22 protein-coding genes and 1 riboswitch are annotated in these 24,813 nt (G+C 48.2%); of the genes, 13 read left to right on the top strand and 9 right to left on the bottom strand.

What is annotated here, in order from left to right; translation table 11 throughout:
• Positions 1-22 precede the first annotated feature (22 nt).
• The 5 genes from ACFPXP_RS20330 (at position 23) to lepB (ending at position 5,698) form a co-directional block, all read left to right on the top strand.
• Complete coding sequence (locus ACFPXP_RS20330; RefSeq protein WP_379896245.1) at positions 23-1,306, top strand: DEAD/DEAH box helicase; 1,284 nt, start codon at positions 23-25, stop codon at positions 1,304-1,306.
• 253 nt (positions 1,307-1,559) lie between these two features.
• Entirely contained in the window at positions 1,560-2,996 is a 1,437-nt protein-coding gene (locus ACFPXP_RS20325) for an S-layer homology domain-containing protein (protein ID WP_379896243.1), read from the top strand.
• Between the two features lie 157 nt (positions 2,997-3,153).
• A complete protein-coding gene (locus ACFPXP_RS20320) occupies positions 3,154-3,900 on the top strand; it encodes an ABC transporter ATP-binding protein (protein ID WP_379896242.1) in 747 nt (248 codons plus the stop codon).
• Complete coding sequence (locus ACFPXP_RS20315) at positions 3,897-5,123, top strand: ABC transporter permease (RefSeq protein ID WP_379896241.1); 1,227 nt, start codon at positions 3,897-3,899, stop codon at positions 5,121-5,123. The genes ACFPXP_RS20320 and ACFPXP_RS20315 overlap by 4 nt, the downstream gene beginning before the upstream one ends.
• 35 nt (positions 5,124-5,158) lie before the next feature.
• The gene (gene lepB, locus ACFPXP_RS20310; protein WP_379896240.1) at positions 5,159-5,698 is read left to right on the top strand and encodes a signal peptidase I; all 540 of its coding nucleotides are present in this window, start codon (positions 5,159-5,161) and stop codon (positions 5,696-5,698) included.
• A 45-nt stretch (positions 5,699-5,743) separates the two neighbouring features.
• On the opposite strand, the gene ACFPXP_RS20305 is transcribed toward lepB, so the two are convergent.
• From ACFPXP_RS20305 to ACFPXP_RS20275, 7 genes are all read right to left on the bottom strand, one after another.
• Positions 5,744-7,042 carry an aminotransferase class I/II-fold pyridoxal phosphate-dependent enzyme gene (locus ACFPXP_RS20305; protein WP_379896238.1) on the bottom strand — a complete coding sequence of 433 codons (1,299 nt, stop codon included), beginning with the start codon at positions 7,040-7,042 and terminating at the stop codon, positions 5,744-5,746.
• A 95-nt stretch (positions 7,043-7,137) separates the two neighbouring features.
• On the bottom strand, positions 7,138-7,983 hold the full coding sequence (gene asd / locus ACFPXP_RS20300; RefSeq protein WP_379896237.1) for an archaetidylserine decarboxylase: 846 nt from the start codon (positions 7,981-7,983) through the stop codon (positions 7,138-7,140).
• Positions 7,984-8,555: 572 nt separating this feature from the next.
• Complete coding sequence (locus ACFPXP_RS20295) at positions 8,556-9,353, bottom strand: TatD family hydrolase (protein ID WP_379896236.1); 798 nt, start codon at positions 9,351-9,353, stop codon at positions 8,556-8,558.
• Entirely contained in the window at positions 9,337-10,134 is a 798-nt protein-coding gene (locus tag ACFPXP_RS20290; RefSeq protein ID WP_379896235.1) for an ABC transporter ATP-binding protein, read from the bottom strand. Before ACFPXP_RS20290 ends, ACFPXP_RS20295 begins: the two co-directional genes overlap by 17 nt.
• A gap of 15 nt (positions 10,135-10,149) precedes the next feature.
• Complete coding sequence (locus tag ACFPXP_RS20285) at positions 10,150-10,932, bottom strand: ABC transporter permease (protein ID WP_379896233.1); 783 nt, start codon at positions 10,930-10,932, stop codon at positions 10,150-10,152.
• A complete protein-coding gene (locus ACFPXP_RS20280; protein WP_379896232.1) occupies positions 10,929-11,219 on the bottom strand; it encodes an MTH1187 family thiamine-binding protein in 291 nt (96 codons plus the stop codon). Before ACFPXP_RS20280 ends, ACFPXP_RS20285 begins: the two co-directional genes overlap by 4 nt.
• A gap of 21 nt (positions 11,220-11,240) precedes the next feature.
• Positions 11,241-12,272 (bottom strand): ABC transporter substrate-binding protein, encoded by a 1,032-nt coding sequence (locus ACFPXP_RS20275; protein WP_379896300.1) that lies wholly within the window; start codon positions 12,270-12,272, stop codon positions 11,241-11,243.
• Between the two features lie 145 nt (positions 12,273-12,417).
• A riboswitch (TPP riboswitch) is annotated at positions 12,418-12,529 on the bottom strand.
• A gap of 222 nt (positions 12,530-12,751) precedes the next feature.
• Here ACFPXP_RS20275 and ACFPXP_RS20270 point away from each other — a divergent pair.
• The 6 genes from ACFPXP_RS20270 (at position 12,752) to pflA (ending at position 21,136) form a co-directional block, all read left to right on the top strand.
• A complete protein-coding gene (locus ACFPXP_RS20270; RefSeq protein ID WP_379896231.1) occupies positions 12,752-12,931 on the top strand; it encodes a cytochrome c oxidase subunit 2A in 180 nt (59 codons plus the stop codon).
• 17 nt (positions 12,932-12,948) lie between these two features.
• The gene (locus tag ACFPXP_RS20265) at positions 12,949-13,422 is read left to right on the top strand and encodes a cytochrome c oxidase subunit II (protein ID WP_379896229.1); all 474 of its coding nucleotides are present in this window, start codon (positions 12,949-12,951) and stop codon (positions 13,420-13,422) included.
• A 61-nt stretch (positions 13,423-13,483) separates the two neighbouring features.
• Positions 13,484-15,148 (top strand): b(o/a)3-type cytochrome-c oxidase subunit 1, encoded by a 1,665-nt coding sequence (locus ACFPXP_RS20260; RefSeq protein WP_379896298.1) that lies wholly within the window; start codon positions 13,484-13,486, stop codon positions 15,146-15,148.
• Positions 15,149-15,356: 208 nt separating this feature from the next.
• On the top strand, positions 15,357-17,957 hold the full coding sequence (gene adhE / locus ACFPXP_RS20255; protein WP_379896297.1) for a bifunctional acetaldehyde-CoA/alcohol dehydrogenase: 2,601 nt from the start codon (positions 15,357-15,359) through the stop codon (positions 17,955-17,957).
• 71 nt (positions 17,958-18,028) lie between these two features.
• Positions 18,029-20,299, top strand: a complete 2,271-nt coding sequence (gene pflB, locus ACFPXP_RS20250; protein WP_379896228.1) for a formate C-acetyltransferase — start codon at positions 18,029-18,031, stop codon at positions 20,297-20,299.
• A gap of 96 nt (positions 20,300-20,395) precedes the next feature.
• Complete coding sequence (gene pflA, locus ACFPXP_RS20245) at positions 20,396-21,136, top strand: pyruvate formate-lyase-activating protein (RefSeq protein WP_379896226.1); 741 nt, start codon at positions 20,396-20,398, stop codon at positions 21,134-21,136.
• Between the two features lie 139 nt (positions 21,137-21,275).
• On the opposite strand, the gene ACFPXP_RS20240 is transcribed toward pflA, so the two are convergent.
• Positions 21,276-22,007, bottom strand: coding sequence for a Crp/Fnr family transcriptional regulator (locus ACFPXP_RS20240; RefSeq protein ID WP_379896225.1), 732 nt, complete (start codon positions 22,005-22,007; stop codon positions 21,276-21,278).
• A gap of 64 nt (positions 22,008-22,071) precedes the next feature.
• The gene (locus tag ACFPXP_RS20235; protein ID WP_379896224.1) at positions 22,072-23,202 is read right to left on the bottom strand and encodes a YheC/YheD family endospore coat-associated protein; all 1,131 of its coding nucleotides are present in this window, start codon (positions 23,200-23,202) and stop codon (positions 22,072-22,074) included.
• 162 nt (positions 23,203-23,364) lie between these two features.
• On the opposite strand from ACFPXP_RS20235, the gene ACFPXP_RS20230 reads away from it, so the two are divergent.
• Together ACFPXP_RS20230 and ACFPXP_RS20225 are read left to right on the top strand one after the other, a co-directional pair.
• Positions 23,365-24,510, top strand: a complete 1,146-nt coding sequence (locus tag ACFPXP_RS20230) for a glycosyltransferase family 4 protein (RefSeq protein ID WP_379896223.1) — start codon at positions 23,365-23,367, stop codon at positions 24,508-24,510.
• Between the two features lie 76 nt (positions 24,511-24,586).
• Positions 24,587-24,766, top strand: coding sequence for a hypothetical protein (locus tag ACFPXP_RS20225; RefSeq protein ID WP_379896222.1), 180 nt, complete (start codon positions 24,587-24,589; stop codon positions 24,764-24,766).
• Positions 24,767-24,813 lie beyond the last annotated feature (47 nt).

Here is a 24,813-nt window from a genome sequence, read left to right as displayed (position 1 = left end):
AAATCGAAGGAATTGAGGTTGTATGATGACAGACAATTTTGAACGTTGGCCACTTCCGGAAGGCTGGCTGGACGTGCTGCGAGATCAGCAAATTACAGCTCCGAGTCCGGTTCAAAAGGCTGCTTTTCCATTCGTCAAGGACGGTAAAGATTGCTTCATCCGTTCACAGACCGGTTCAGGAAAAACGCTGGCCTATCTGCTTCCGCTCATGCTGAATATCGATAAAGAACTGAAAAATCCACAGGTATTGATACTGGTTCCGACGCGGGAGCTGGCCTCGCAAATTACGCAGGTTATCCGCGATTTGAGTCCAGCTACCGGTTTCAAAGCGGGAAGCCTGATCGGGGGCACGAGCATCCAGAGGCAAATCGATAAGCTCAAAGAGCACCCTCAGTTCGTAGTGGGGACTCCGGGACGAGTTGCTGAACTGATCGAAATGAAGAAACTGAAAATGCACCAAGTGCGAACCATTGTGATCGAAGAAGCCGATCAAATGCTGTCGTTAGATTTGGCACCAGTATTAGATGGTGTGATTACAAGTACGATGCGGGACAGGCAGCTTTTATTTGTGTCAGCCACATTGGATGAGGCGACGGGCGCATATGCGGCCAAATGGTGCGATAGCCTAAAGCATATTGAAATTGAACAAGGCGAAGACATACCGGCTGCGACCCGCCATCTATTCATACAGACCGAGCAGCGCGATAAGGTGAACGATCTAAGAAAGATCCTTCGTATGCTCGAGCCGTCCAAAGCGATCATCTTCACCGGTGCAACGAACAAAGTAGGGGAAATCGTTGAGAAGCTGAAGTTTCATCGGTTATCTGTGGATGCGATTTACGGAGATCAGGAACAGAAGGAAAGAGCGGAAATCATCCGCAAATTCAGAGCAGGGCAGTTTCCACTATTGGTGACGACCGATTTGGGCTCTCGGGGATTAGATTTCGAAAATGTAGAGCTTGTCATTCAGCTAGACGCTCCCGAGCATGAGGAACAGTATATTCACCGAGCTGGACGGACGGGACGCATGGGCAAAGAAGGGACGGTCATTACTTTTGTAAATGCTTGGGAACGAAATGCGTTCGACAAGATGACCCAAAAAGCCGGTGTCACCGTCTCCGAGAAAGTGATGTCTGAAGGGAAGCTCGTGGACCCTGGTCAGCGAAAACGATCTGATGCACGTAGACCTGCTCGAAAGCCGCAGCAGAAAAAAGAGGAACCGAAGAAAAAAACGGATCGCCATCGCGATCGTAAAAACAAAGGTGCGCCAAAGTGGCTTAAAGACAAGTCTGAACATCGCTCGTAATGAGCGGTGTTTTTTTTATGCAATGCCATTCGTCGTGTGCAGCGCCGCATGATTGTCGCACAAAAGTCACTTCGAAATGACCTGAAAGTCATTGATTTGCTTTATTAGAATATGCATTGACGAAGAAAAATGTGGATCGAATGGAAAGTGTACCCCCAAAACGTTCGAAATGCCGACGAATACTTGTAGCGAAAACGGAGATTCGATCGATCTCATCCAAGTTAACAAATTCAAAAGGCAGGAGTGAATACGGATGAACAAACAACGGATGCTGAAAAATATGGTTGTAGGCGGTTTGTCTTTAGCGATGGTCGTCGGAGGAACAGCGGGCGCTTTCGCGGATGGAAAAGGGAAAGGTAAGGGGAATGATAAGGATCACGATTGGAAAGGGAAAAAGGAAATCGAGATTCACATTTCTTTCTCAGACTTAGATAAATATCCTTGGGCCGAAAAGAATATCGCTAGCTTGGCTTCGATGGGTATTTTTGAAGGCTATGCGGACGGCACCTTCAAACCGAACAAAAATGTTTCTCGATTGGATGCTGTCGTCACCGCAGTTCGATTAATGGGATTGCGTGAAGAGGCTGAATCGGATGCGGAGATGGACAGCCAAATTAACTTTCAGGACGCGAACCTCGTATACAAGCGTTATCCGAATGCCGTAGGCTACATATCCGTTGCTCTAAAGAACGATCTGTTCATCGAAACGGAGATGAAGCTGCAGCCCGAGAAACCGGCTGATCGCCTATGGACTACCATCCTGCTCGTGAAGGCGCTTGGATTAGAGGACGAAGCACGGGAACGCGTGAATGAAGAGCTTCCATTTAAAGATGAAGATAAAATTCCAGCAGCAGCACGAGGATATGTTGCAGTTGCCTTAGAGAACGGCATTGTTTATGGAAATGACAAAGGCATGTTCCAGCCGAACAAACCGGTGACACGTGCAGAAATCGCAGCATTCCTTGACCGTACCGGACGTCTGATGCCTGAATTTGGCAGCACGACGGTAACTGGACAATTGGCTGCAGAAGTAAACAATAACGTATTGCTAATTGCGACAGAGGAAGGTCGCAATGTTCAGCTGGCGCTGGATCCGAACGCATATATTTTCAGAGACGGCAAGAAAGCCGCACCATCTGAGCTCGAACCAGGCGATGAACTGTTTGTTCATACGTATAACAATGTTGTCGTATTCGTGGAAGTCACGAAGAAAGCAGTAGAGCAGGAAGAGCAAGAGCAGGAAACGACGGTTGTCGGCACCGTAACGACGAATGATACGGAGGATGCTGAGCTGACGCTGAATGTGGATGGTAAATCCGTAGAATATGACGTTTATGCGGATGCGGAGATTTTCCGCAACAACCAAGCATCCAAGCTGTCCGATATTAAAGTGGGGGATGTTGTATTCGCCAAGGTAGTCGGGAATGAAATCCGGTACTTGAATGTCGTGATGACGACGGAGCAAAACCAATTTAAAGTAAACGGCTATTTCACAGGCTATACGCTGAATACAGAGGGCAAAATTGCAGCGATTTCGATTAAAAATAGTGTATCGGATGACAGCCAAATTACGATCTATGCCGTCTCTCCCAATGTGAAGATTGTCGGCAATCCGGCTGATCTCGTAGAAAATCGTGCTGTAGAGCTGATCGGCAGCCAGCAAATCATTACTGAAATTCGCATTAAGTAATTGTAATCATATTTCGTAATTCGGTAGACCGGCGGGCATTCATGCTCCCGGTCTTTTTACTGTTCATTGATCACTGAATCGTCCCGGGGTGTGGCGCAGGAAGTTCGCATTGCATAAACGAATTCGGTATAATGAAACTAATATTGAGGTGATTCGCATGAAACCCGTTTTACATATCGATAGGTTGATAGGCGGTTATAGTATGAACAAGCCTGTGCTGCACGAAATATCGATGAAGATTTACCCGGGAGAAATGGTTGGCCTGATCGGACTCAACGGGGCAGGCAAAAGTACAACGATTAAGCATATATTAGGCTTAATGAAGCCGCATAAAGGGACGGTACAGCTCAATGGCCTAAGTCTGCAGGAAGACCCTCAGGCATATCGCAGTGTGTATGGTTACGTACCGGAAAGCCCAATCGTATATGAGGAAATGACGGTGAAGGAGCATCTGGAAATGACTGCGCTGTCGCGGGGCATGACGCAGCAAACGATGAATGAACGGCTCGGCCCGTTGATGGAACGGTTTCGTATGACGAAGCATGAGAAACAGCTGTCCGCGCATTTGTCCAAGGGCATGAAGCAGAAGCTGATGATCATGAACGCGTTTTTGGCGGAGCCGGAGCTCTACATTATTGATGAACCGTTTCTCGGACTAGATCCGCTTGCGATCCGTTCCTTATTGAATTTAATGGTAGATGCCAAGGAGAGCGGATCGGCCATCTTAATGAGCTCTCATATCTTATCGACGATCGAGCAGTACTGTAATCGTTTTTTGATTTTGCACCAAGGACATCTGGTCGCCCAGGGAACGTTGGAAGAGCTGAGGGAGAAAAGCGGGCTTAAGGATGCTGGACTCGAAAGATTGTTTGAGTATTTTGTCCTGGATGGGATCGAGCAATGAACGTCATCGACATTAGAAAGAAGAGAGCCCGCAGGTTTTGGGGGAAGATTGTTCCGTTCGTACCTTATGCACTTGGCAGCGGCCTGCTCTTGTTTATCGGCGGTGCGTTTATTATATTTCTTTTATATTATAATCGGCTTTTGGACAATATACCGACTGATTTTCCATTGACCTGGGTGTCTGTAGCTGTCCTTTTACCTTTTGTCCTTACCTCGGCCATTTGGACTTATTTGAAGCCTGCAGATGTTGTGTTTTTGCTTCCATTCGAGGGGCAAATCCGCGCGTATTTTAGAACGGGAATCGTTCGAACGCAGCTTGTAAAGATGATCGCCATTTGCGTGCCCTGGTTCTTCCTATGGCCTTTGTACCGAGAGCTGAGACAGATCGAAGGGACGACAGCGTTTTGGGTCATTCTGGGCAGCCTCTGGGCGATGCAGGCCGTATGTACGTTATGGCATTGGATGGAGATGCAGCTGGCGGAAAAGAAAATGTCTATTTTGTTTTTACAGTTTAGACGGATCACAGCATTTCTCGTGCTGTATGCTTTTTTTAAGCATGGCGTCGTTACCGGTTGGATCATGGGAGCGGCATTGAGCGTGCTGTTCTTAGGGGGGATGCGTTATGTTCCGCACCATCAGATCCATTGGGAAAGATGGATTGAAAAAGAGCAGATTTATCGCTCGCGTGCCTTTCGCTGGTTAAATTTATTTGTGGATGTCCCCTATTTATTGGAGGACAAGCTGCAGGTGTCGTACATCGGCGGGAAGCTCAGCGGCTTGACGAGATGGCTGCCGTTCCGAAGAGAATCTCTTTTCTTGTATTTCTATATGAAAAAGCTGCTGAAGGGGGAGAGCTTCGGTATTCTAGTGAGACAGTGGCTGCTGCTCTGTTTATTAGTGATTGCACTGGATTATTCATTGCTGCGCGTTGGGCTGTTCGCAGCATTGATATACATTGGATCTGTACAGCTGTCGGCATTCGTCAGTCAAATGACGGAACGAAGATATTGGTCATTGTATACGCTGGATCGATCTGAACCAATAAAGGCTGCATGCACAGTTGCGGCTTGGGCTCATTTGATTTTGATTGGCTTGTCTTCAGCGGTCTGTCTTGTGGCCGAACCGAGTATTTGGATGGCAGCCGCTGCAGCAGGAAGCGTGTTATGCTCGTATCTTTATTTCCGTGCTGCGCTGCCACGAAAAATGATGAAGCGATCTGCTTAAGCGAATAACATATCTATCAAGATGGGTGGAAGGTTATGGTTAGAGAGCTGTTGGATTGGGTAAAGACGATTGCGATTGCGCTCGTTCTGGTGTTTTTAATTAAGTATTTTCTGCTTGGCAATTATCAGGTTGACGGCTCATCGATGGAACCGAACTTCCATGACGGAGAGCGGATTATCGTCAATAAGGTCATCTATGATATTCGAGATCCGAAGAGGGGAGAGGTGGTTGTGCTCCATTCGCCGGATGGTAGGGATTTTATTAAACGTATTATTGCGCTGCCGAATGAGGAAATCGAGGTTCGCGGCGATGAGGTCTACATTGATGGCAGCCTCATCGAAGAGCCGTATTTGGCTGAAGTGATCAAGGAAGCGGCTGCGAAGGGAATACCATATAACGATAGGGACCAACCGAACGTCAAGGTACCTGAGGATTCTTACTTCGTGTTGGGCGATAATCGCTCTGACAGTACAGACAGCCGAATGATCGGTACGGTCGCCAAAGACGATATTGTGGGCAGAGCAGATTTGATCTATTGGCCACTCTCGGAGATGGAGCTTCTCCCTTGGGAATAAAAGAAAAATGCGGCCAACGGGCCGCATTTTTGTATGGTCATTGTTCTACTGCTTCTGAATATCGAGAACGGCTTGGTAGATCGTATGGAACAGCTCTTCGATATCTTGTTCCTCAATGCAGGAAAACGCCACACGCAAATCATGTTCTCCTAGAGCGATCGTGCCGATTCCGTACTGATCCAGCAAATGTACACGAAGCGTCTCCGCATCGACTGTTTTCAACTGTAAGCACATGAAGTAGCCGGAATTGAATGGATAGTATTCCCATACCTCATCAAACTTACCGCTGTCCAATACTTGTTTCGTGCGGTTCGCCCGCCCTTTCATAATCTGGGCTTTCTCCTGCTTTTGAGCTTCGAATTCAGGAGATTTGAGGGCCTTAAGTACGAATGTTTGCGACGGATGAGGGCCGCTGGAAATGGTTGCACGGATAATCCCCATCGTTTTTTGCTCTAATGCCTGAAGCAGTTTTTCACTGGAAGCCGCATACGTGATAAAGCCGACTCGAAATCCCCATACGTATTCTTCTTTCGTGGCGCCATCGACTTTAACAGCCAGAACGTTCGGATGAAGTTCGGCTAAAGCACCGAAGATCGACTGTCGCAGCGAATCTTCGAAGAACAAAGAAAAGTATGCGTCATCGGATACGACGACAAGCCGAATGCCTGCTTCCGCCCCCGCTTTGACAGCGGCAACGATTTGCTCTGCTTCCTCTACTCCCGGAGTATAACCCGTCGGATTATTAGGGAAATTGAGCACGATAATCGCTTTTCCTTTGTCCTTTTGGGCAAGAATCGCTTCCTTCAGCCCTTCGCTATTAAATTTACGCTGTTCGTTATATAAAGGATAGTAGACCATTTTGGCGCCGCGGCGAATTTCGAAGGTGAGCTCATAGTTCTCCCAATTTTTCTCCGGGATAATGACCGCATCGCCTTCATCCGCGAACAAATCGGCTACGATGCTCAGACCATGGGTTAGCGCATTCGTTACAATAGGATTGCTGATCGTCTTGCCTTGAACGGAAGGGTTTTCCTTCAGCATCTTTTCCTTCCAAAGTGCTCGAAGTTCTGGTTTTCCCGCAGGTGGAGCATATGGATACAGATCCTTCGGTGCATAGGCGGAAAGCGTATCTTGAATAACCGCCAGGTGCATCGGCTCATGATTTTCCAAAGCGATCCCGATGGTCGCATTGAATTTCTTCGCTTTTTGGCCGGCTTCCGCCGATTGACTCAAAATGCCTTCTTTAGGGAAATAAATATTTTTTCCAAGACGTGAGAGCATCGCATAAATGTTCGGGTTTTCCTGTTCAATGGTTTCGTTTAAAGCTTTGACAAGAGGATTCATCGACTCCATCCTTCCAAACTTTTTACTCATGAATGAACTTTATTATAACACTTGGCCAAGTCATTCGTCACGATTTTCATCACGATTTATCGCTGTTATTCGATCGAATCGCGATCTTCTGTCTTCTTTGGCGAGCCTCGATGGGAGCTTTTCTCATGTTTAGCTGTGAAGTGACCCAACGATTGTCCGACACGAACCTTATCGCCTGGTTTCAGAGAAAGGTTCGGATTGAAAATCCCGCTTTCCGTTAGGAGGACGACGGTGGAGCCAAATTCAAAGTATGCCAGCTCCGCTCCACGCTCAATCTGATGAGGAAGAGAGGGGACGTATTGTATGGAAGCGACATTCAATGCTCCAACTTTGACTACGGCGACTTCTCCGAACTCATGCTGAATGTAGGTAACTAGTCGTTCATTGCGGCTGAGCACCTGCTTCATATGCTGCATGCTGAAATCATGAACAGGATATACTTTTCCTCTAATCCGATCTTTCTCCAGTATTTCACCGCTTACCGGTGAATGAATACGATGGTAGTCTTTGGGGCTCAAATAGAGCACAAAGAAGTGCCCATGCTCGTAATTGATCATGCGCGGAGAATGATTCAATAGCTCCTCGATCGTATAATTTTGTCCTTTAATACTCAATAATTCCCCTTCTTGAATCGTCCCGCACGCCGTAATGACCGCATCTACCGGACTGAGCATTGCATCTGGGCTGGGATCTAAGGGACGGCTGCCTGGTTTGAGACGGCGGGTAAAGAAGTCGTTTAAGCTTTCGTAGGCTTCGATCGGCTTCTCCGCTTCCTCGACGTGAATGCCGTATATTTTGGCGAACCGGCGAATCCACCTTTTGCTGAGAGCGGATTTTGCCAATTTGCCGCTGAATTGGGAGACCCATCTTCGTGAAGATAATTCCGTCAATAGTTTAAATAATGGCTTCATTCCCTGCACTCACTCCTGGCGTGAATGTGATATGCGATTATCTTGCCATATCTAAGGTCAAAAAACAACAGGTGACATAAAAATAACGGCTTAGCAGCCGTTATCAAGGGAAATTTAGATTCATTAAAGTATTGAATTCAGCCTGTTTCTTGACGGAAATGCTGCCGATCACATTCACTTGTGTAAGGGCTTTCAAATTCCGGACAAGAAAGACATGTTTTCTGGTTCACGTGTATAGGAAATTGGGAGCCGGATAATTTTATGCATTGAATCGGCGTATTGCTGTGGTGGGGAGTTATCCCCGAGCAGTATGCGCAGCGACTTATCCAGTTCAGCAGTTCCACGGGATTTGCTGGTATTTCCTTCATCTGCTGTAGCTCCTTCGTTCAAAGGGCTGCCGAAGCTCCTGCGAGTTCAGCCAGCGCCTATGTATTCAAAATGGCCGCATATAAGCTGTATTTTGAAAGTTGAAAAGTAACGGGTCCATTCGTTCAGTTTTTGACAAACCGTGTCAAATGAGACTAACACAATATGGGATTATAGTAACATAATATCGTTTTTTTGTCATTACTTTACAGTTTGTTTAGGCGATAAAACAAGTTCGTGTTTCGGAATAATAAGCGGTACGCTACCTGTTCTTCTAATCCTGTCAGCTTACTGAACACAGGAATGGAGCGGTGCAGCATCTCCGGACGTGTCACTGAGCCGAGAAAAGGACCCTCAAATAGCCATGGACCGTCTGTTTCAGCCATCAGTTGATCCAGCGGATACTGCTTTACGACGGTTTGAATTTCTTCTTCATACACGATATCAGGAGTAAACGAGATATAGTATCCATTTCTCGCCATTCGCTCCGTCGTGACTGGATCCCCCTTATACCAATGAAAGTGTGCCTTGTCATAACCCGCTTCCTCCAGAAGCCCGCAAGCGGTGGCAGCATCTTCATATACCGCGTGAAGAACGATAGGAAGGTCCAGCTCCTTTGCCAGCTCGATGAAATGCTTTAACAATTCGATATAGGGCGCCTGTTCCAATCTGCTGCCTCGCCTCTTCGCTTCCAGTGCCGAATAGTAGGGCAACCCCACCTCGCCGATCGCGACAGCATCCGCAGCGTTCTGGCGAATCCATGCGAATAGATCGGCAATTACGTTGTCTGCAGGGAGTGCTTGTTCCGGATGAAAACCGTAAGCAGGCAGGATGACGTTCCCGTGCTGCAATGCAAGCATTTGATTGGTTTTGCAGGAATCCAGATCCATCGAAACGGCAACCATGCCTGCTACTTGCTGCTGCTTGGCTTCCAGCAGTATGGATTGCCGTTCCTCTTGTGTATACTTATCCAAGTGAATATGAGCGTCAATGATCGTGTGCACTCGCCATACTTCCTTTCAGTGTGCGGTATATATCAGATTTCAGCTCATTAAAGGTATGGCTGTATATGAGCTCTTCACGGCGCGGTCTGGCAAACGGGACCAAATGTTGTTGGATGACCTTTGCCGGTCTTGGCGAGAAGACATAGATTCGATCCGACAGAAGCAGCGCTTCCTCGATGCTGTGCGTAATGAGCAGCACGGTTTTACGGTGCTCCTCCCATATTTGCAGCAGCCACTGCTGCATTTCAAGCCGGGTAATCGCATCCAAGGCTCCGAAAGGCTCATCCAGACACATGAAAGACTGGGGGCTGAGCATCGCTCTGACGAAGGAGACTCTTTGCTGCATTCCGCCGGACAGCATGTGCGGATACGCGTGAGCGAACGAGGCTAATCCGGCTTTCTCCAGCCATTCCACTGCCTTGGCTTTCATTTGCGAACGTTTCACGCCAGCAATTTCACTTCCCAGCACGACGTTGCTGAGAACATCTCTCCATGGAAGAAGAGCAGGCTGCTGCGGCATATAGCTGATATGGCCCTTTTGTCCGGTAATGTCCTTTCCTTGCAGAATGACTCGCCCAGACTTGGGTGTCAGCAATCCTCCGATGTTTTGGAGCAATGTGCTTTTGCCACAGCCTGACGGACCAAGAAGCGATACAAATTCACCGTGCTTCACACGGAGGTTGATGCCGTTTAAGATATGAAGCGGCTTCCCATCTTGCTCAAACGTTTGGACCAGATTTTCGATCCACAGATCACCGCTTGCTTCATGGTTGTAATTCATTGCGTAGATTGCACCTCATTTCCTTGTATCCGGCTTCCAGCGCAGCAGCTTTTTCTCAGCCCATGATACGAGTCCAACCATCACTAAGCTGAAAATAATGATCATAAAACAGCCAATAAAAACTCGATCCACGCGGAATGAGGATTGAGCGATTTTCATATAGGAAGCAATGCCTTCCTGTGAACCCGCTGACCATTCGGCAATCACGACACCCATTACGCTGTATGCGGCAGAGATTTTCAAGCCAGAGAATAAGAAAGGAAGGGAATAAGGCCATTCCAGCTTGGTGAAAATCTGCAGCCTTGAAGCGCCTGACATCTTCATATAGTTTATCATCGTCCCATCGGTTTGCTGGTAACCGCTTAAGCAGGCCATCGTGATGGGAAAGAAGCAAACAAGGCTAATGATGATAAAATGAGGAACTAAGGTGTAGCCGAACCAAATAAAGAGAAGCGGCGCCATAATGATAATCGGGATATTCTGCGATATAATGACGAGCGGATAGAGCGCGCTATGAATCCATGAGACGAGATGAAGCGGAATGGATGCCATAATGCCGAGCAATGCTCCTACGGCGAACCCAGCGATCGTAATGCGCACGGTAACCCAAGTGTGCTGCAGGATCCTTCCAGGCTGGGATATGAATTCTTCCCAGATGGAACTGGGTCTTGGCAGAATATAAGGCTCGATCCTGCCTAGCAGAGCTCCCCATTCCCAGAGAATAAGCAGAAGGATGACCGTCGCTGCCGCCGGCCATCCTTTCTTTATCCATTGCGGGATTCTAGCATGTCCGCTCATTTATATTTCTCCGTCAATCGATCCATCGAGGCGCCTTCCGGATTGTAGTAGATTTTTACCTGCGAAATGACATTCGGACATCCCATCTCAATCATCGCTTTGTTCATTTGTTCAATAATGGACAGCAGTTCATGCAGTTCACCTTCCATTGTCGTTTCCAATGGATGAACCTCGTGCTTGACACCGGACTGCTGAATGATCTCAATCGCTCGGTCTACGTAAGGAATGACCTGCTCGCCGTTAGGTGTTTTCGGAATGATTTGAATACTGACTAGTGCGTTGGCCACTTTTACAATTCCCCTTTCGAATCAGGCTTCCGGTAAAAATTCATTCGTGTAGGCTGCGTCTACATCCAGCTCCTGCTCGAGCAGCCCGTGCTCCATCATCCAGTCGGCATAGCCCTGCCATACTTCCTGCTTCTGCTCACCCCAGCGCGGCGCATCGGCTTGATATTGATCGACGAGCCACTCTTGGCTGGCCTTCACCAGCTCCGGATCGAGATCGGGCACGGCAGCGATCAAGATGTCCGCCGCCTGCTCCGGCTGCTCGATGGCGAACTGGTATCCTTTCGAGGTGGCTTCCATAAACGCTTTAATCAATTCAGGGTTTTCGTCTATTAAAGCTTCATTCGTAATGATCGTCGGCGTATAGTAATCTAGTTTCTCGGAATAATCCTTCACATAGATCATATGGATATCTTCTCCGCGGAGCTGCGCTTCAATGCCGGTCCAGGCATAAAATATCCACGCAAAATCAATGTCTCTCTTCGTTGCCGTAAAGAAGTCGCTGTTGCCGATATCGACGATTTTCACCTTGCTGACATCCGCTTGCTCCATCTGCATGATGGAATCCATAACCTGTTCTTCAACGGGGCTGCCCCATCCTCCGTAAGTTTTCCCTTCAAAATCTTTCGGAGATACAATTCCTTTCTCCGCTGGAGCAGCAAATCCAGAAGTGTTGTGCTGGATCACTGCGGCGATCGAAACGATCGGCAGCGGATCCTTCGATGTCCGAGCCATCGTTATTTCTTCCTGATAGCTGATGCCAAAATCCGCACGTCCGGCCGCAACCATACTGGCCGCTCCAGCATCCCCAGGCTGAATAATTTCTACATCCAATCCGGCTTCATCATAATAGCCTTGTTCTTCTGCGACATACAGACCCGTATGATTCGTGTTTGGAGTCCAATCGAGGACGACAGTTACTTTTTGCTTTGCTGCTGCATCCCCTTGATTTTCGCTGCCTGCTTGATTTCCTGAGGTGCCATTGTTCTCTCCTGCATTGTTGCCGCAGCCTGCAACGACCAAAGCAGACAGCAGGGCGAACGTCCATACCTTCATCCATAATTTGTTTTTCTTCAAAGTCTCCCTCTCCTTTATAAGTTTCATGTTCGTCTTGGCAATTTCAGCGAGGTAAGAGCCCTTATCTGTGAAAGAACGCACAAAAAAAGCACTTCCGTAGGAAGTGCGGCTGCACAAAAAGGATCGATGAGATCCAATAGCTCCCTACGCTGGCATTACCCAGATCAGGTTATAGGGTCTGCGTCTTGACGGGACGCACTCTCAGCCGGCCGATTCCAGCTCCCCCGTAAACTTGAAAACAAAGCCTATTATACTGATTTTTTCTATCACTGTCTACATTGAACACCCCTGACGGCCACAGGGACGATCTGAGACGGAGGCATTCGATGTTCACGATTTGTTAAACAAAACACGTTGTCGATGTGAGCAACATCACAGTACGGTAAGGTCTCGAAAAATACAATGAGTACAAATGAAGCAGTCGTAAAAAAACGGCGGTTCACGAGGAGGGGTAAGCGATGACAGAGTTGAAAACGGAGCGAGACAGACAGTCTCAAGCAGCGATGGAGCCTAAGAAGCAGATCGAAACAGAGGAACCGTCTCTCAAAGGAACCTTCGTTTCCGTCATGCTGCTGGGAGGATTTTTGATCCTAAGCTGGGTACTTGTTTTTATGTTGTTTATAGCGCGCAATGGGTAAATATGGGGGGATAAACGATGCATATTCATAAGTTGGAGAAAATTTGGCTTACCTTTGGGATTACGATGTTGGTTGCATTTTTAGTGATTTTAGGAATTTCTACGTTTGCTTTTGGTCTAGAGCCGCCAAGTCATAGCCATACGATTGACCCGGAGAAAGTCAGAGAAACGGCTCCCTTCGACAATCCAGGCTTGCGCATGGTGGGTGACGGGGAGTATGAGGCGGTCATGACCGCCTATGCGTTCGGCTATGATTCCGGAGATCATCCACTGACGGTTCCTGCCGGGTCAACCGTTGAGTTCGTAGTTACCACACCGGATGTCGTTCATGGCTTCCAAATTCCAGGGACGAACGTGAATATGATGATCGTTCCGGGAGAGGTCAGCCATATCAAACATATGTTTAATGAGCCTGGAGAATATTTGATTCTGTGCAATGAATACTGCGGCGGCGGCCATGAATTCATGCATACGACGATCGTTGTGGAATAGGGACTGAAACCGTATGGGGGTTATGAGTACGAAATATGAACAACAGAAAGAAGTGAAGATTATGAGGCCATCCGATGTAATTTTACAGCAAAACAAGTTTCATAAAGAGGATACTGCGCTCGTACTAACACATATATGCTTTGCTTTCGCAGCCTTGTTTCTTGGAGGCGTAGCCGGTCTGCTGCAGGGGCTCGTACGCGGTGGGACGATTACGCTTCCTGCCGGAATTGGTTACTATCAGCTGCTTACCGCACACGGAGTGTTCATGGCACTTGTGTTCACTACCTTTTTCATCATAGGATTTTTATATTCAGCCGTTGCCAAGACGCTTGGCGGCGAGCTGCAGCCAGTAGCAAGAAATTTAGGCTGGATCGGATTCGGTCTCATGTCCATCGGAACCATTGTCGCTACGATGATGATTTTGCTGGATAAAGCCACGGTGCTGTACACGTTCTATGCTCCGATGCAGGCATCGGTTGACTTCTACATTGCGTTAGTACTGATTGTTGTAGGAAGCTGGGTGAGCGGAGCGGGAATTTTTTATCAATATCGGTATTGGAAAAAGCATCATAAAGGAAAATTGTCGCCTTTATTGTCATTCATGTCTGTCGCCGTCATGCTGTTGTGGATCATCGCCACCTTGGGTGTTGCGATTGAGGTGCTCTTTCAATTAATTCCGTGGTCGCTCGGCTGGGTCGATGAAGTCAACGTATTGCTGAGCCGCACGTTATTCTGGTATTTTGGGCACCCGCTCGTATATTTCTGGCTGCTGCCGGCCTATATGTGCTGGTACGTATGTATTCCGAAAATAATCGGCGGCAAGGTGTTCAGCGACGCTTTAGCTAGGTTTTCCTTCGTCTTGTTCTTATTGTTCTCGATTCCGGTGGGTTTCCACCACCAGTTGATGGAGCCTGGGATTTCACCGTTTTGGAAATACCTGCAGGTTGTCTTAACCTTCATGGTAGTCATCCCGTCTCTGATGACGGCGTTCTCTCTGTTTGCAAGCTTTGAGATGAACGGCCGTGCGAGAGGCTCGAAGGGCTTATTCGGATGGGTGAAGAAGCTGCCTTGGAAAGACGTGCGGTTCTTTGCTCCTTTTATGGGGATGCTGATTTTCATTCCTGCAGGTGCGGGCGGGTTGATCAATGCTTCCAACCAAATGAATGCGGTCATTCATAACACGCTGTGGGTGACGGGACATTTTCATTTGACGGTAGCGACCAGCGTAGCTTTAACCTTCTTCGGCATGACGTATTGGCTGATTCCTTCGATGATGGGCCGCGAGCTGACGCCTGGAATGAACAAGCTGGGCATCATTCAAACCATTCTTTGGTGTATCGGAATGTTCTTCATGTCCGGATCGATGCACACGGTCGGCTTGCTCGGTTCTCCGAGAAGAACGGCCTATACAACCTATAGTGACCATCCCGATGCTGTTGGCTGGATGCCGTACCATGTGGCTATGGCTGTAGGTGGAACCATCTTGTTCGCAGCAGTGATTTTGATGGTCGTTAACATCCTGCTGATGTTCAAGCTGCCGAAAGGTTATACGGAATATCCTGTTGGAGAGGTGGCAGACGCCGCTCAGCCGGTTCCGCGCTTGTTCGAAAGATGGGGTCTTTGGGTCGGCCTGCTCGTTCTTCTCATCGTTGTTGCTTATACGGTACCGGTTATCGATATGCTGAACAACACGACGCCGGGATCGAAAGGCTATGTCACCTGGTAATTTGTTTCTTGCCAAAATCATAAGAACGCTGAGCTGAACCCAGTTTCAGTGTTCTTATCGGCAAAATATTGTGAATTAATTCACAAAATATTCATCAAACCTGCTATTCTGCAGGATAAAAGTCATAGTGAGCCTCGAGCTGGATTTATATGATGGAATCAGAAAGAGATCAAACCATTCATTGATAGGAGGCGGACGAAAGATGAATATGCAGGCGAAAGAAATGCGGGTGCAGCAGGAGTCCAGGAAACAAATCGATGCGTATGTGAACAACGCAAAAATCGCATTGAACAAATTGTTGGAAATGGATCAGCTGCAAATCGACCATGTGGTTCAGCAGATGGCTTTGGCTGGACTCGATCGACATATGGAGTTGGCCAAGATGGCTGTGGAGGAGACAGGACGGGGCGTATACGAGGATAAAATAACGAAGAACATTTTTGCAACGGAATATATCTACCACGATATTAAAAAGGACAAAACCGTCGGAGTCATTGAAGACAATCGTTATGAGAGTTACCAGTTGGTTGCGGAGCCAGTGGGGATCATCGCCGGCGTAACACCGGTAACGAATCCGACGTCGACGACGATGTTCAAATCTCTTATCTCGATGAAAACAAGAAATCCGATCATTTTCGCGTTTCATCCATCCGCGCAAAAGTGCAGCGCCGAAGCAGCGAAGACTGTCTATGAAGCGGCTGTCAAAGCGGGTGCACCGGAGCACTGCATTCAATGGATTGAGCTTCCTTCACTGGAAGCGACGCAGATGCTGATGAATCATCCCGATGTAGCGCTCGTGCTCGCAACAGGTGGATCGGGCATAGTGAAATCTGCTTACAGCACAGGCAAACCGGCATTAGGTGTAGGTCCTGGCAACGTGCCGTGCTTCATCGAGAAGACGGCGAACTTGAAGCAGGCGGTAACTGATTTGATTTTGTCTAAGACATTCGATAACGGGATGATTTGCGCCTCCGAGCAGGCTGTCATCTTGGAGGAGCCGATCTATCAGCAAACGAAAAAAATGATGCAGGAGATGGGCTGCTATTTTCTAAATACGGAAGAAATAGAAAAAGTGTCCGGTCTGGTGATTCAGAAGGACTCCTGTGCCGTTAACGGCAAGATCGTAGGGAAATCCGCTGAATTGATAGCTGAGCTGGCAGGCGTTCAAGTGCCGAAAAATACGAAAATATTAGTTGCCGAGCTGCAGGGGGTAGGAGAGAAATATCCGTTATCTGCAGAGAAACTGAGTCCCGTGCTGGCTTGCTACAAAGTGAAGAATGCAGAGCAGGGAATTGAGCGCGCTGCCGAAGTGATCGCGTTCGGCGGCATGGGACATTCCTCGGTTATTCATTCAAACGATCAGAAGGTGATCGACCGATTCGCTGAACGTCTTCAAACCGGCAGAATCATGATCAATTCACCTTCCACGCATGGAGCCATTGGAGATATCTACAATACGAACCTGCCGTCACTGACACTCGGCTGCGGATCTTACGGCCGCAATTCAACGACGTCCAACGTTTCGGCTGTGAATTTGATTAACGTGAAAAGGGTGGCCTATCGAACGGTGAATATGCAGTGGTTCAAAGTACCGGAGAAAATCTATTTTGAAAGAGGCGCAACGCAGTATTTAGCCAAGATGCCGAATATATCGAGAGTGCTGATCGTTACCGATCCGATGATGGTCAAGCTGGGATACGTAGAGCGTCTTGAATATTACCTGCGAAAGCGGACCGCACCTGTAGCAATTGAGGTATTCAGCGAGGTAGAACCGGACCCTTCTGTGTCGACGGTTAACAAAGGAACGGCTGTGATGCGGCAGTTCGAGCCGGATTGCATTATCGCACTCGGCGGAGGCTCGCCTATGGATGCGGCTAAAGGGATGTGGTTGTTCTACGAATATCCGGAAACCGACTTCCAAGCGATCAAACAGAAATTTATGGATATTCGCAAACGGATCTATAAGTATCCGAAACTGGGACAAAAAGCGAAATTTGTTGCCATTCCAACGACATCGGGGACAGGATCGGAGGTCACTTCGTTCGCCGTCATCACAGATCGGGAACACGGCAATACGAAATATCCGCTTGCGGATTATGAGCTGACCCCAGACGTTGCGATCATTGATCCGGAATTTGTGCTCAGTCTCCCGAAAACGGCCGTTGCCGACACGGGCATGGACGTATTGACTCACGGGATTGAGGCCTATGTATCTACGATGGCGAACGACTACACGGATGGACTGGCGATCAAAGCGATCCAGCTCGTATTTGAGAATATTGAGAAGTCTTTTCATACGGCAGACCCGCTTTCCCGTGAAAAAATGCATAACGCATCCACATTGGCAGGGATGGCTTTCGCCAACGCATTTTTGGGCATCAACCACAGTTTGGCGCATAAGTGGGGCGCCGAATATCATACGGCACATGGAAGAACGAATGCCATCCTGATGCCGCATGTTATTAAGTTCAATGCACAAAAACCGAAAAAATTCGCTTCGTTCCCGAAATACGATCATTTTAAGGCGGATGTGAGGTATGCGGAAATCGCTCGAGCTGTTGGTCTGCCGGCGAAAACGACGGAAGAAGGAGTGCACAGCTTAATTGAAGCGATTCGCAAGCTGAACAGGGCGCTCGGCATCGAAGAGAGCTTTCAGCAGTTAGGCATAGATGCGAAGGATTTCGAGGCGAAGGTGGGTGCACTTGCTGATCGCGCCTTCGAAGATCAATGCACAACGGCCAATCCGAAGCTTCCACTCGTTGCAGATTTGGCTGAGATTTATCGAAACGCGTTTTACGGAAGGTTTTAAACGAAACGAATGAGCTGCCGGGGAAGCAGTGGCTCCCCGGCAACCATTAAATCCATGGAGGTGCGTGAATCATGTCTGTGATGGAACGTGATTTAAGAAACAGCAAGGAAGGGCAGGATGCATGGAGAGGTTTCAGGTTTGGAAAATGGATGAATGACATCGATGTGAAGGACTTTATCGATCGGAATATTACGCCTTACACCGGGGATGACTCTTTTTTGGCAGGGCCGACGGAGGCAACGAAGAAATTGTGGGAGCGCATATCCGAGCTGACACGGCTGGAGAGAGCGCGCGGCGGCGTGCTGGACGTGGATGTAAATACGCCTTCTACGATTACTTCGCACGGGCCGGGCTATATTCAACAGGATTTAGAACAAATTGTCGGCTTGCAGACCGATGAGCCATTTAAGCGATCGATTCAGCCTTTTGGCGGCATCCGGATGATGGCGGATGCATGTGAAGCGTATGGCTTTGAGCTTCCAGATGAGATCATTCGTTTGTTTACCGACATTCGCAAGACACATAACCAAGGTGTTTTTGATGCGTATACGCCGGAAATGAGAGCTGCTCGCAAAGCCGGGATCATTACAGGCCTGCCGGATGCTTACGGCCGGGGAAGAATTATTGGTGATTACCGCCGTGTCGCCCTTTATGGCATTAACCGGCTCATTGCAGGCAAGAAAGACGATTTAATTCAATTAGAAACAGAAGTAATGACCGATGAAGTGATTCGCGCGAGGGAGGAAATTTCCGAGCAAATCCGTGCGTTGAACGAATTGAAGCAGATGGCCAAGGATTACGGCTATGATATTTCCAAGCCTGCCACAAATGCGAAGGAAGCGATTCAATGGCTCTACTTTGGCTATTTAGGTGCTATTAAAGAGCAAAACGGGGCGGCGATGAGTTTGGGACGCGTCTCCAGCTTTCTCGATATATACATGGAGCGGGATTTGACGGAAGGTACGCTCACCGAGCAGGAAGTACAGGAGCTCGTCGATCACTTCGTGATGAAGCTGCGTATTGTGAAATATTTGCGTACGCCTGATTACAACGAATTGTTTAGCGGTGATCCGACTTGGGTCACGGAGTCGATCGGCGGCATGGCTTTGAACGGAGAAACGAGAGTAACGAAAAACTCGTTCCGCTTTCTTCAAACGCTGTACAATCTCGGACCGGCTCCTGAACCGAATTTAACCGTGCTTTGGTCGGTGAATTTGCCCAAAGGCTTCAAGCAGTTCTGTTCCAAGGTGTCGATCGACACCAGTGCGATCCAATACGAGAATGATGATTTGATGCGGCCATACTACGGTGATGATTACGGTATCGCATGCTGTGTTTCCGCGATGCGGATCGGCAAGCAAATGCAGTTCTTCGGGGCACGCGCGAATTTAGCAAAGGCACTGCTTTACGCGTTAAATGGCGGCGTGGATGAAAAGCTGGGCATTCAGGTGGGACCCGCCTATGCACCTGTTTCGGGAGATGTGCTCCAGTACGAAGAAGTGATGCAAAAATATGATGAAATGATGGAATGGCTGGCTAAGCTGTATATGAACACTTTAAACATCATTCATTACATGCATGACAAGTACTGCTATGAACGTCTGGAAATGGCTCTTCACGATAAGGATATTTTACGTACAATGGCTTGTGGAATAGCTGGATTGTCGGTAGCGGTTGATTCCTTGAGTGCAGTGAAATATGCGAAGGTAAAGCCGATTCGGAACGAACAAGGCATTATCGTAGATTTTGAGGTGGAAGGAGAATACCCGCAGTACGGCAATAACGACGACCGGGTGGATTCCATTGCCGTGCAGCTGGTAGAAACGTTTATGAACAAGCTTCGCAAGCATCAAACGTACCGCAATGCGCTGCCGACGATGTCGATCTTAACGATCACCTCTAATGTCGTATACGGGAAGAAGACGGGAAATACCCCGGATGGCAGAAGAGCCGGCGAGCCGTTCGCACCAGGGGCCAATCCGATGCATGGCAGAGATAAGAAAGGAGCGCTCGCTTCGCTGACCTCCGTCAGCAAGCTGCCTTATGAGCACAGCCTGGACGGCATCTCCAATACGTTCTCCATTGTGCCGAAAGCGCTTGGTAAAGAACAGCCGCAGCGGACCTGTAATTTGGTGGCGATGCTGGACGGTTATGCGGCGCAGCAGGGACACCATCTGAACGTGAACGTGTTCCATCGGGAGCAGCTGATCGATGCGATGGATCATCCGGAAAAATATCCTCAGCTTACGATTCGAGTGTCCGGTTACGCCGTTCATTTCGTGAAGCTGACCCGAGAACAGCAGATGGATGTCATTAACCGGACCTTCCACAGCCGTATGTAATGGTAGCAAATGTGCAAATAGATCGGAGGAAAGAAACGGAATAGGAGAATTTAAGAAACCGTTTTGCCGTGAAAAACAAAGGAAGGGATGAAGACTATGAAAGGACGCATACATTCCATTGAAACCTTCGGCACCGTAGATGGTCCCGGCATTCGCTTCGTCCTGTTTATGCAGGGATGTGCCCTGAGGTGCCGCTATTGTCACAATCCGGACACGTGGGATACAGCATGTGGAAAAACGATGACCGTTGAAGAGGTTTTGGCCGAAATGGAGCCATATTTAAATTACTACAAGCTGTCCGGAGGAGGCATTACGGTGACTGGCGGCGAGCCTACACTCCAGGCTTCCTTTGTTGCGGAGCTGTTTCAAGCGTGCAAGGAGCGTTTTGGGGTGCACACGACCTTGGATTCGAACGGCTTTTGCGACACGGGCCATATCGAAAAACTGATGAAATATACAGACCTTACACTGCTTGATATCAAACATATGGATGATCAAAAGCATATCGAGCTTACGTTTCAATCCAATGAAAGGACACTGAAAACAAGCCGCTATTTGTCCGATCACGGTCACCGGATGTGGATTCGGCACGTGCTCGTACCGGGTTGGACGGATGAGCAAGACGACTTGATCCGATTGGGCCAATGGATCGGCAGCTTGAACGGCGTTGAAAAGGTCGAGCTGCTTCCTTATCATCAAATGGGTGTCTATAAATGGGGACAATTGGGCAGGCCTTATACACTCGGGGATGTCGAGCCTCCTGCAAGGGAAGACGTCGAGCGGGCTCGTATGTGGATTGAGCAAGGCATGAACAAGCCGATCTCTGTTACGATTTAACCACGAAAAAGGGCTGTCCGTTGATGATATGCTCCCCTCACGAAAACAGGTTTTATTATTTCACCTGTCTACCGTAAGGGGAGCATAAAGTGGACAGCCCTTTATTTTAGAAGGATTTCTTTCGTATGATAGGTAACTTTTATATTCTGCAAATTTCCTCCGGGCAATTCGGACAATGGACCAGATCCCGGAAATACTGCAGGTCATGCACCGTGATTTGACTGTGCAGCATACTGATCGCGCCGGCGTCCTTGTACTCCTTCAGAAGCCGATTGACGCTTTCCCTCGTCGTGCCGATCATATTAGAAAAGTCGGTATTGTTCAATTTAATTTGCAGCTCGATTCCATTTTCAGTCATTTTCCCGTATGAATTGCACAGCCGAATGATCGTAGATGCGAGCGCACCGTTCTTGCCGAACAGCAGCAAATCTCGGAATTTGGACTCCGTTGTACGCTGCAATACACCCATCCATTTAATAAACTGTACCGCAAATTCCCCGTTCATCGAAATGAGCTGCTCCAAGTCGAGAATATCGATAATCCCGGCTTCCGTATTTTTCATCGCTTCCCCGGAGAAACTGAACTCCGCGTCGTTGAATCCGCCCATTTCCCCAAAGAAGTCGCCATCTTGAAGAATATAAAGAATCATTTCCCGACCTTCATCTGTCGTTTTGGTGACTTTTACTTGGCCTTTTAATATATAAAACAGCTTTTGAGCCGGCTCTCCTTCCCAGAACAGCCTGGTCCCCGTTTTATACTGAAGAGGAGTCATGATGCTGCGCAGCTTTTCTAGGCTGTCTTGCGACAAATACTGCTGCAGCTGGTTCGTTTGTGATGCCAATGTTAAGGCAGCGTTTCCGTTAGGTTGCATAATCATGGCCTCCTGAACAAAATCAGTCTGTTGCATATATTGTAACATACGAATGTGAGCTTTATCACGGACTAAATGGATTCATATCGATAGGGGCTTCCTGTTGCGGCTTCTCCGAGGAGACTGCCGCGGTTTTCAGCCAATAGCTTGCATAAGCCATGGGGTTATAAAAGGTTGCTTTCCATATGTCGTCCAGTCCCCCATTTTTAAAGCTGTACCGCTGATCTCTTCCGTTGCATTCAATAAATACAGGAAAACCGAACGACGTGATGCCGACGTCCAATCCGATATCCGCTAAATGAGGGAGATGCTTGCTTAAATGCTGCGCAACCTCCAGAGAGAACAACTGAAGATGTTCTCTTACTTGATCGGGATTTAAGTTCGGATAAGCCGCAAGCAGCTGCTCTAGTGTAAGGGCGCTCCCGCCTTGGGCAAGATTGGTAACCATTTTGCTTGGAGCGGCTACTTTGCCTACCATACCTGTCACCTGCCATTCTCCGCTGCCGTCACGTTGGACCGATATTCGGAAATCAAAAGGCCTGCCTTCGTAATGGGCTAAAGGCAGCTGCTTCTGAAGCAGGTGCTTCTTTGTTCGAAAGGCATGGACAATTTGCCAAGGGACTTTTTTTCGAAAGCGCAGCGTCTGACTTCTTCTAAATTTGCTGCCGGCTTGGATACATTCCCAGAAATCCCCCTTTTTTCGAAAAAACCATATGCCTCTCCCGATGCTGCTGCTGTTCGGCTTCAGGAAGAAATGGTTATACAGCTTCATGAAACGGTGAATGTTTTGAAGCGAAGCGATTTCGGTATGCGGAAGATGCGGACGAATCCCTTCATGGAGCATCAGCAGCTGATGAATATGCAGTTTTCCGTATCGGTTGTTGCGATTAAAGGTGTACGTATGCTGCAGCAATTGTTTGTATTTGATCCGGGCTTTTTTTGTGGAGAAAAACGTCCGATTATGGATGCATGCGGGAAGAGGGATCATGCGCCTTACGAACCATTCCCCGTTCCAGAGCCAGGCCTTCACACGAAGGTCGTGCAAACGGATATCCTTTAAACGGAAAAAGGTGGGCGTAATCCCGTGGGCTTCTCCCCCTTCGATATAAAATGTGAGCTTTTCGATTCCCATTCGTCCGTTCTTAATGCCGCGATGAACTTGCTCGCTAATGAGTATCCCCGCATAAGGCAACATACAACAACTCCTTTGCAGCCATTGTCCATATAGTGTATGTCACGATTGGATAAAGGCATGGACACATTACAGGCGTAAAGTGTCTATTTTTAGTTGATATTCACCCGCTTTCGGCCGGTGGTGAGTAATATGAATTAACATTATGGGAAAGAAGGAGTTGGCATGAGAAAAATCGCAATTGTGACGCCCGGCACCTTCACCTTGCCATCAGAACACTGTTCTTCTGTGGAAAACATTGTGCAGCAGACATCCGTCCGGTTAGCGTCCCGCTATATATTTCGGATTTACTGCAAGAAAGAGCCGCAGCAGGCCGCATTGGAACGGATCGGGGGTATCACTTATGTGCGCCCATGGGCTTCAACCCGTACTTTATACTGGCGACGAACCGTTCAGAGCCTGCGGCGCAGCTTTTCCGACGCGATCCAATTGGAGAACCGGCCTATGCGCATTTCTTTCATTCGCAAGGCCTTTCCAAAGAAGCCGCTGATCCTGCAGCTGCATTCCGTGCAGTTTATTTCCATGTCCTCAAAACGGAAAATGAGCGGCCAGCTGGAGAGATGCGATCGCATCGTCGTGAACAGCCATTTTTTACAGAGATATGTATCTGAACGTTTTCCCCATATCGCTCAGCTTGTACGAGTAAACTACCCGGGCGTGGATCCTAATGTTTATGAGCCGAAATGGACCGAAGCCGGAAATCAGATTGCCTCGGATATGAAGCGTGGACTCGGTTACGAAGGAAAGAACATCGTTCTGTATGCAGGCAGATTGATTGAACAGAAAGGAATCCATCATTTGCTGTATGCTGTGCCGGAAGTGATCCGAAAGCATCCAGAGACGGTTTTCGTTATTGTCGGAAGTCCTTATTACGGCAAACATCACATTACACCTTATGTCGCATCACTTCATCAATTAGGCAATCAATTCCCGCAGCACGTCCGTTTTATTCCTTTTATCGCTCATGATCAAATCAGGTACTGGTATACGATGGCCGATGTCGTCGTCGTACCGTCCGAGAGAGACGAAGCATTCGGTTTAGTCAATATAGAGGCGATGTCATCCGGCGTTCCCGTCGTCGCTACCGATGCAGGAGGCATTGGCGAAATCGTGAAGGATGGAGAAACCGGATTTCTTGTGACAGGGGCAGAGCGAGTGAGCGGTCTAGCGGAACGGATCGATCTGCTGTTATCGGATGATTCCCTTCGCTTGCGAATGGGAACGGCTGGCCGTGAAAAGGTATTGCAGCAGTTTACTTGGGATCATACCGCTATGCGCATGGCCGGCATTTATCGCGAAATAGGCTTATAACCGTTTACGGGTGGACAATCGACCACCGAATACGGCTTGGCATATAGTATCATGAACGAAACGATGAGGTGATAGGATGAAGCGCAGAAGAAAGAGAAGAAAAATGATTCGATTGAATCCCTCGTATGATGAATTGAAAGAGATCGAGCTGGAACAATCAGAGAAAGCCGCTATCGCTCAGGTAGACATTGAAGAAGATTCTCAGGCCAAGGCTGCATCCATGAATCATGCACCGGAGGATCGCGTACAGGGGTAAGCAGCACTTAGAGAACGAGGCATATCCAAGGAAAAGGCAGCTGGATA

It is taken from the genome of Marinicrinis lubricantis, assembly GCF_042658665.1.
In the GTDB taxonomy this organism is placed as follows: domain Bacteria; phylum Bacillota; class Bacilli; order Paenibacillales; family KCTC-33676; genus Marinicrinis; species Marinicrinis lubricantis.
Note: the sequence above shows the minus strand (reverse complement) of the source record. Positions and strands in the feature narration are given on the sequence as shown.

Excerpts from the sequence above, each read along its gene's own strand:
- ACFPXP_RS20330 (WP_379896245.1), top strand. The coding sequence starts at position 23 with ATGATGACAGACAATTTTGAACGTTGGCCACTTCCGGAAGGCTGGCTG.
- ACFPXP_RS20325 (WP_379896243.1), top strand. The coding sequence starts at position 1,560 with ATGAACAAACAACGGATGCTGAAAAATATGGTTGTAGGCGGTTTGTCT.
- ACFPXP_RS20320 (WP_379896242.1), top strand. The coding sequence starts at position 3,154 with ATGAAACCCGTTTTACATATCGATAGGTTGATAGGCGGTTATAGTATG.
- ACFPXP_RS20315 (WP_379896241.1), top strand. The coding sequence starts at position 3,897 with ATGAACGTCATCGACATTAGAAAGAAGAGAGCCCGCAGGTTTTGGGGG.
- lepB (WP_379896240.1), top strand. The coding sequence starts at position 5,159 with ATGGTTAGAGAGCTGTTGGATTGGGTAAAGACGATTGCGATTGCGCTC.
- ACFPXP_RS20305 (WP_379896238.1), bottom strand. The coding sequence starts at position 7,042 with ATGAATCCTCTTGTCAAAGCTTTAAACGAAACCATTGAACAGGAAAAC.
- asd (WP_379896237.1), bottom strand. The coding sequence starts at position 7,983 with ATGAAGCCATTATTTAAACTATTGACGGAATTATCTTCACGAAGATGG.
- ACFPXP_RS20290 (WP_379896235.1), bottom strand. The coding sequence starts at position 10,134 with ATGAATTACAACCATGAAGCAAGCGGTGATCTGTGGATCGAAAATCTG.
- ACFPXP_RS20285 (WP_379896233.1), bottom strand. The coding sequence starts at position 10,932 with ATGAGCGGACATGCTAGAATCCCGCAATGGATAAAGAAAGGATGGCCG.
- ACFPXP_RS20275 (WP_379896300.1), bottom strand. The coding sequence starts at position 12,272 with ATGAAGGTATGGACGTTCGCCCTGCTGTCTGCTTTGGTCGTTGCAGGC.
- ACFPXP_RS20270 (WP_379896231.1), top strand. The coding sequence starts at position 12,752 with ATGACAGAGTTGAAAACGGAGCGAGACAGACAGTCTCAAGCAGCGATG.
- ACFPXP_RS20265 (WP_379896229.1), top strand. The coding sequence starts at position 12,949 with ATGCATATTCATAAGTTGGAGAAAATTTGGCTTACCTTTGGGATTACG.
- ACFPXP_RS20260 (WP_379896298.1), top strand. The coding sequence starts at position 13,484 with ATGAGGCCATCCGATGTAATTTTACAGCAAAACAAGTTTCATAAAGAG.
- adhE (WP_379896297.1), top strand. The coding sequence starts at position 15,357 with ATGCAGGCGAAAGAAATGCGGGTGCAGCAGGAGTCCAGGAAACAAATC.
- pflB (WP_379896228.1), top strand. The coding sequence starts at position 18,029 with ATGTCTGTGATGGAACGTGATTTAAGAAACAGCAAGGAAGGGCAGGAT.
- pflA (WP_379896226.1), top strand. The coding sequence starts at position 20,396 with ATGAAAGGACGCATACATTCCATTGAAACCTTCGGCACCGTAGATGGT.
- ACFPXP_RS20240 (WP_379896225.1), bottom strand. The coding sequence starts at position 22,007 with ATGCAACCTAACGGAAACGCTGCCTTAACATTGGCATCACAAACGAAC.
- ACFPXP_RS20235 (WP_379896224.1), bottom strand. The coding sequence starts at position 23,202 with ATGTTGCCTTATGCGGGGATACTCATTAGCGAGCAAGTTCATCGCGGC.
- ACFPXP_RS20230 (WP_379896223.1), top strand. The coding sequence starts at position 23,365 with ATGAGAAAAATCGCAATTGTGACGCCCGGCACCTTCACCTTGCCATCA.
- ACFPXP_RS20225 (WP_379896222.1), top strand. The coding sequence starts at position 24,587 with ATGAAGCGCAGAAGAAAGAGAAGAAAAATGATTCGATTGAATCCCTCG.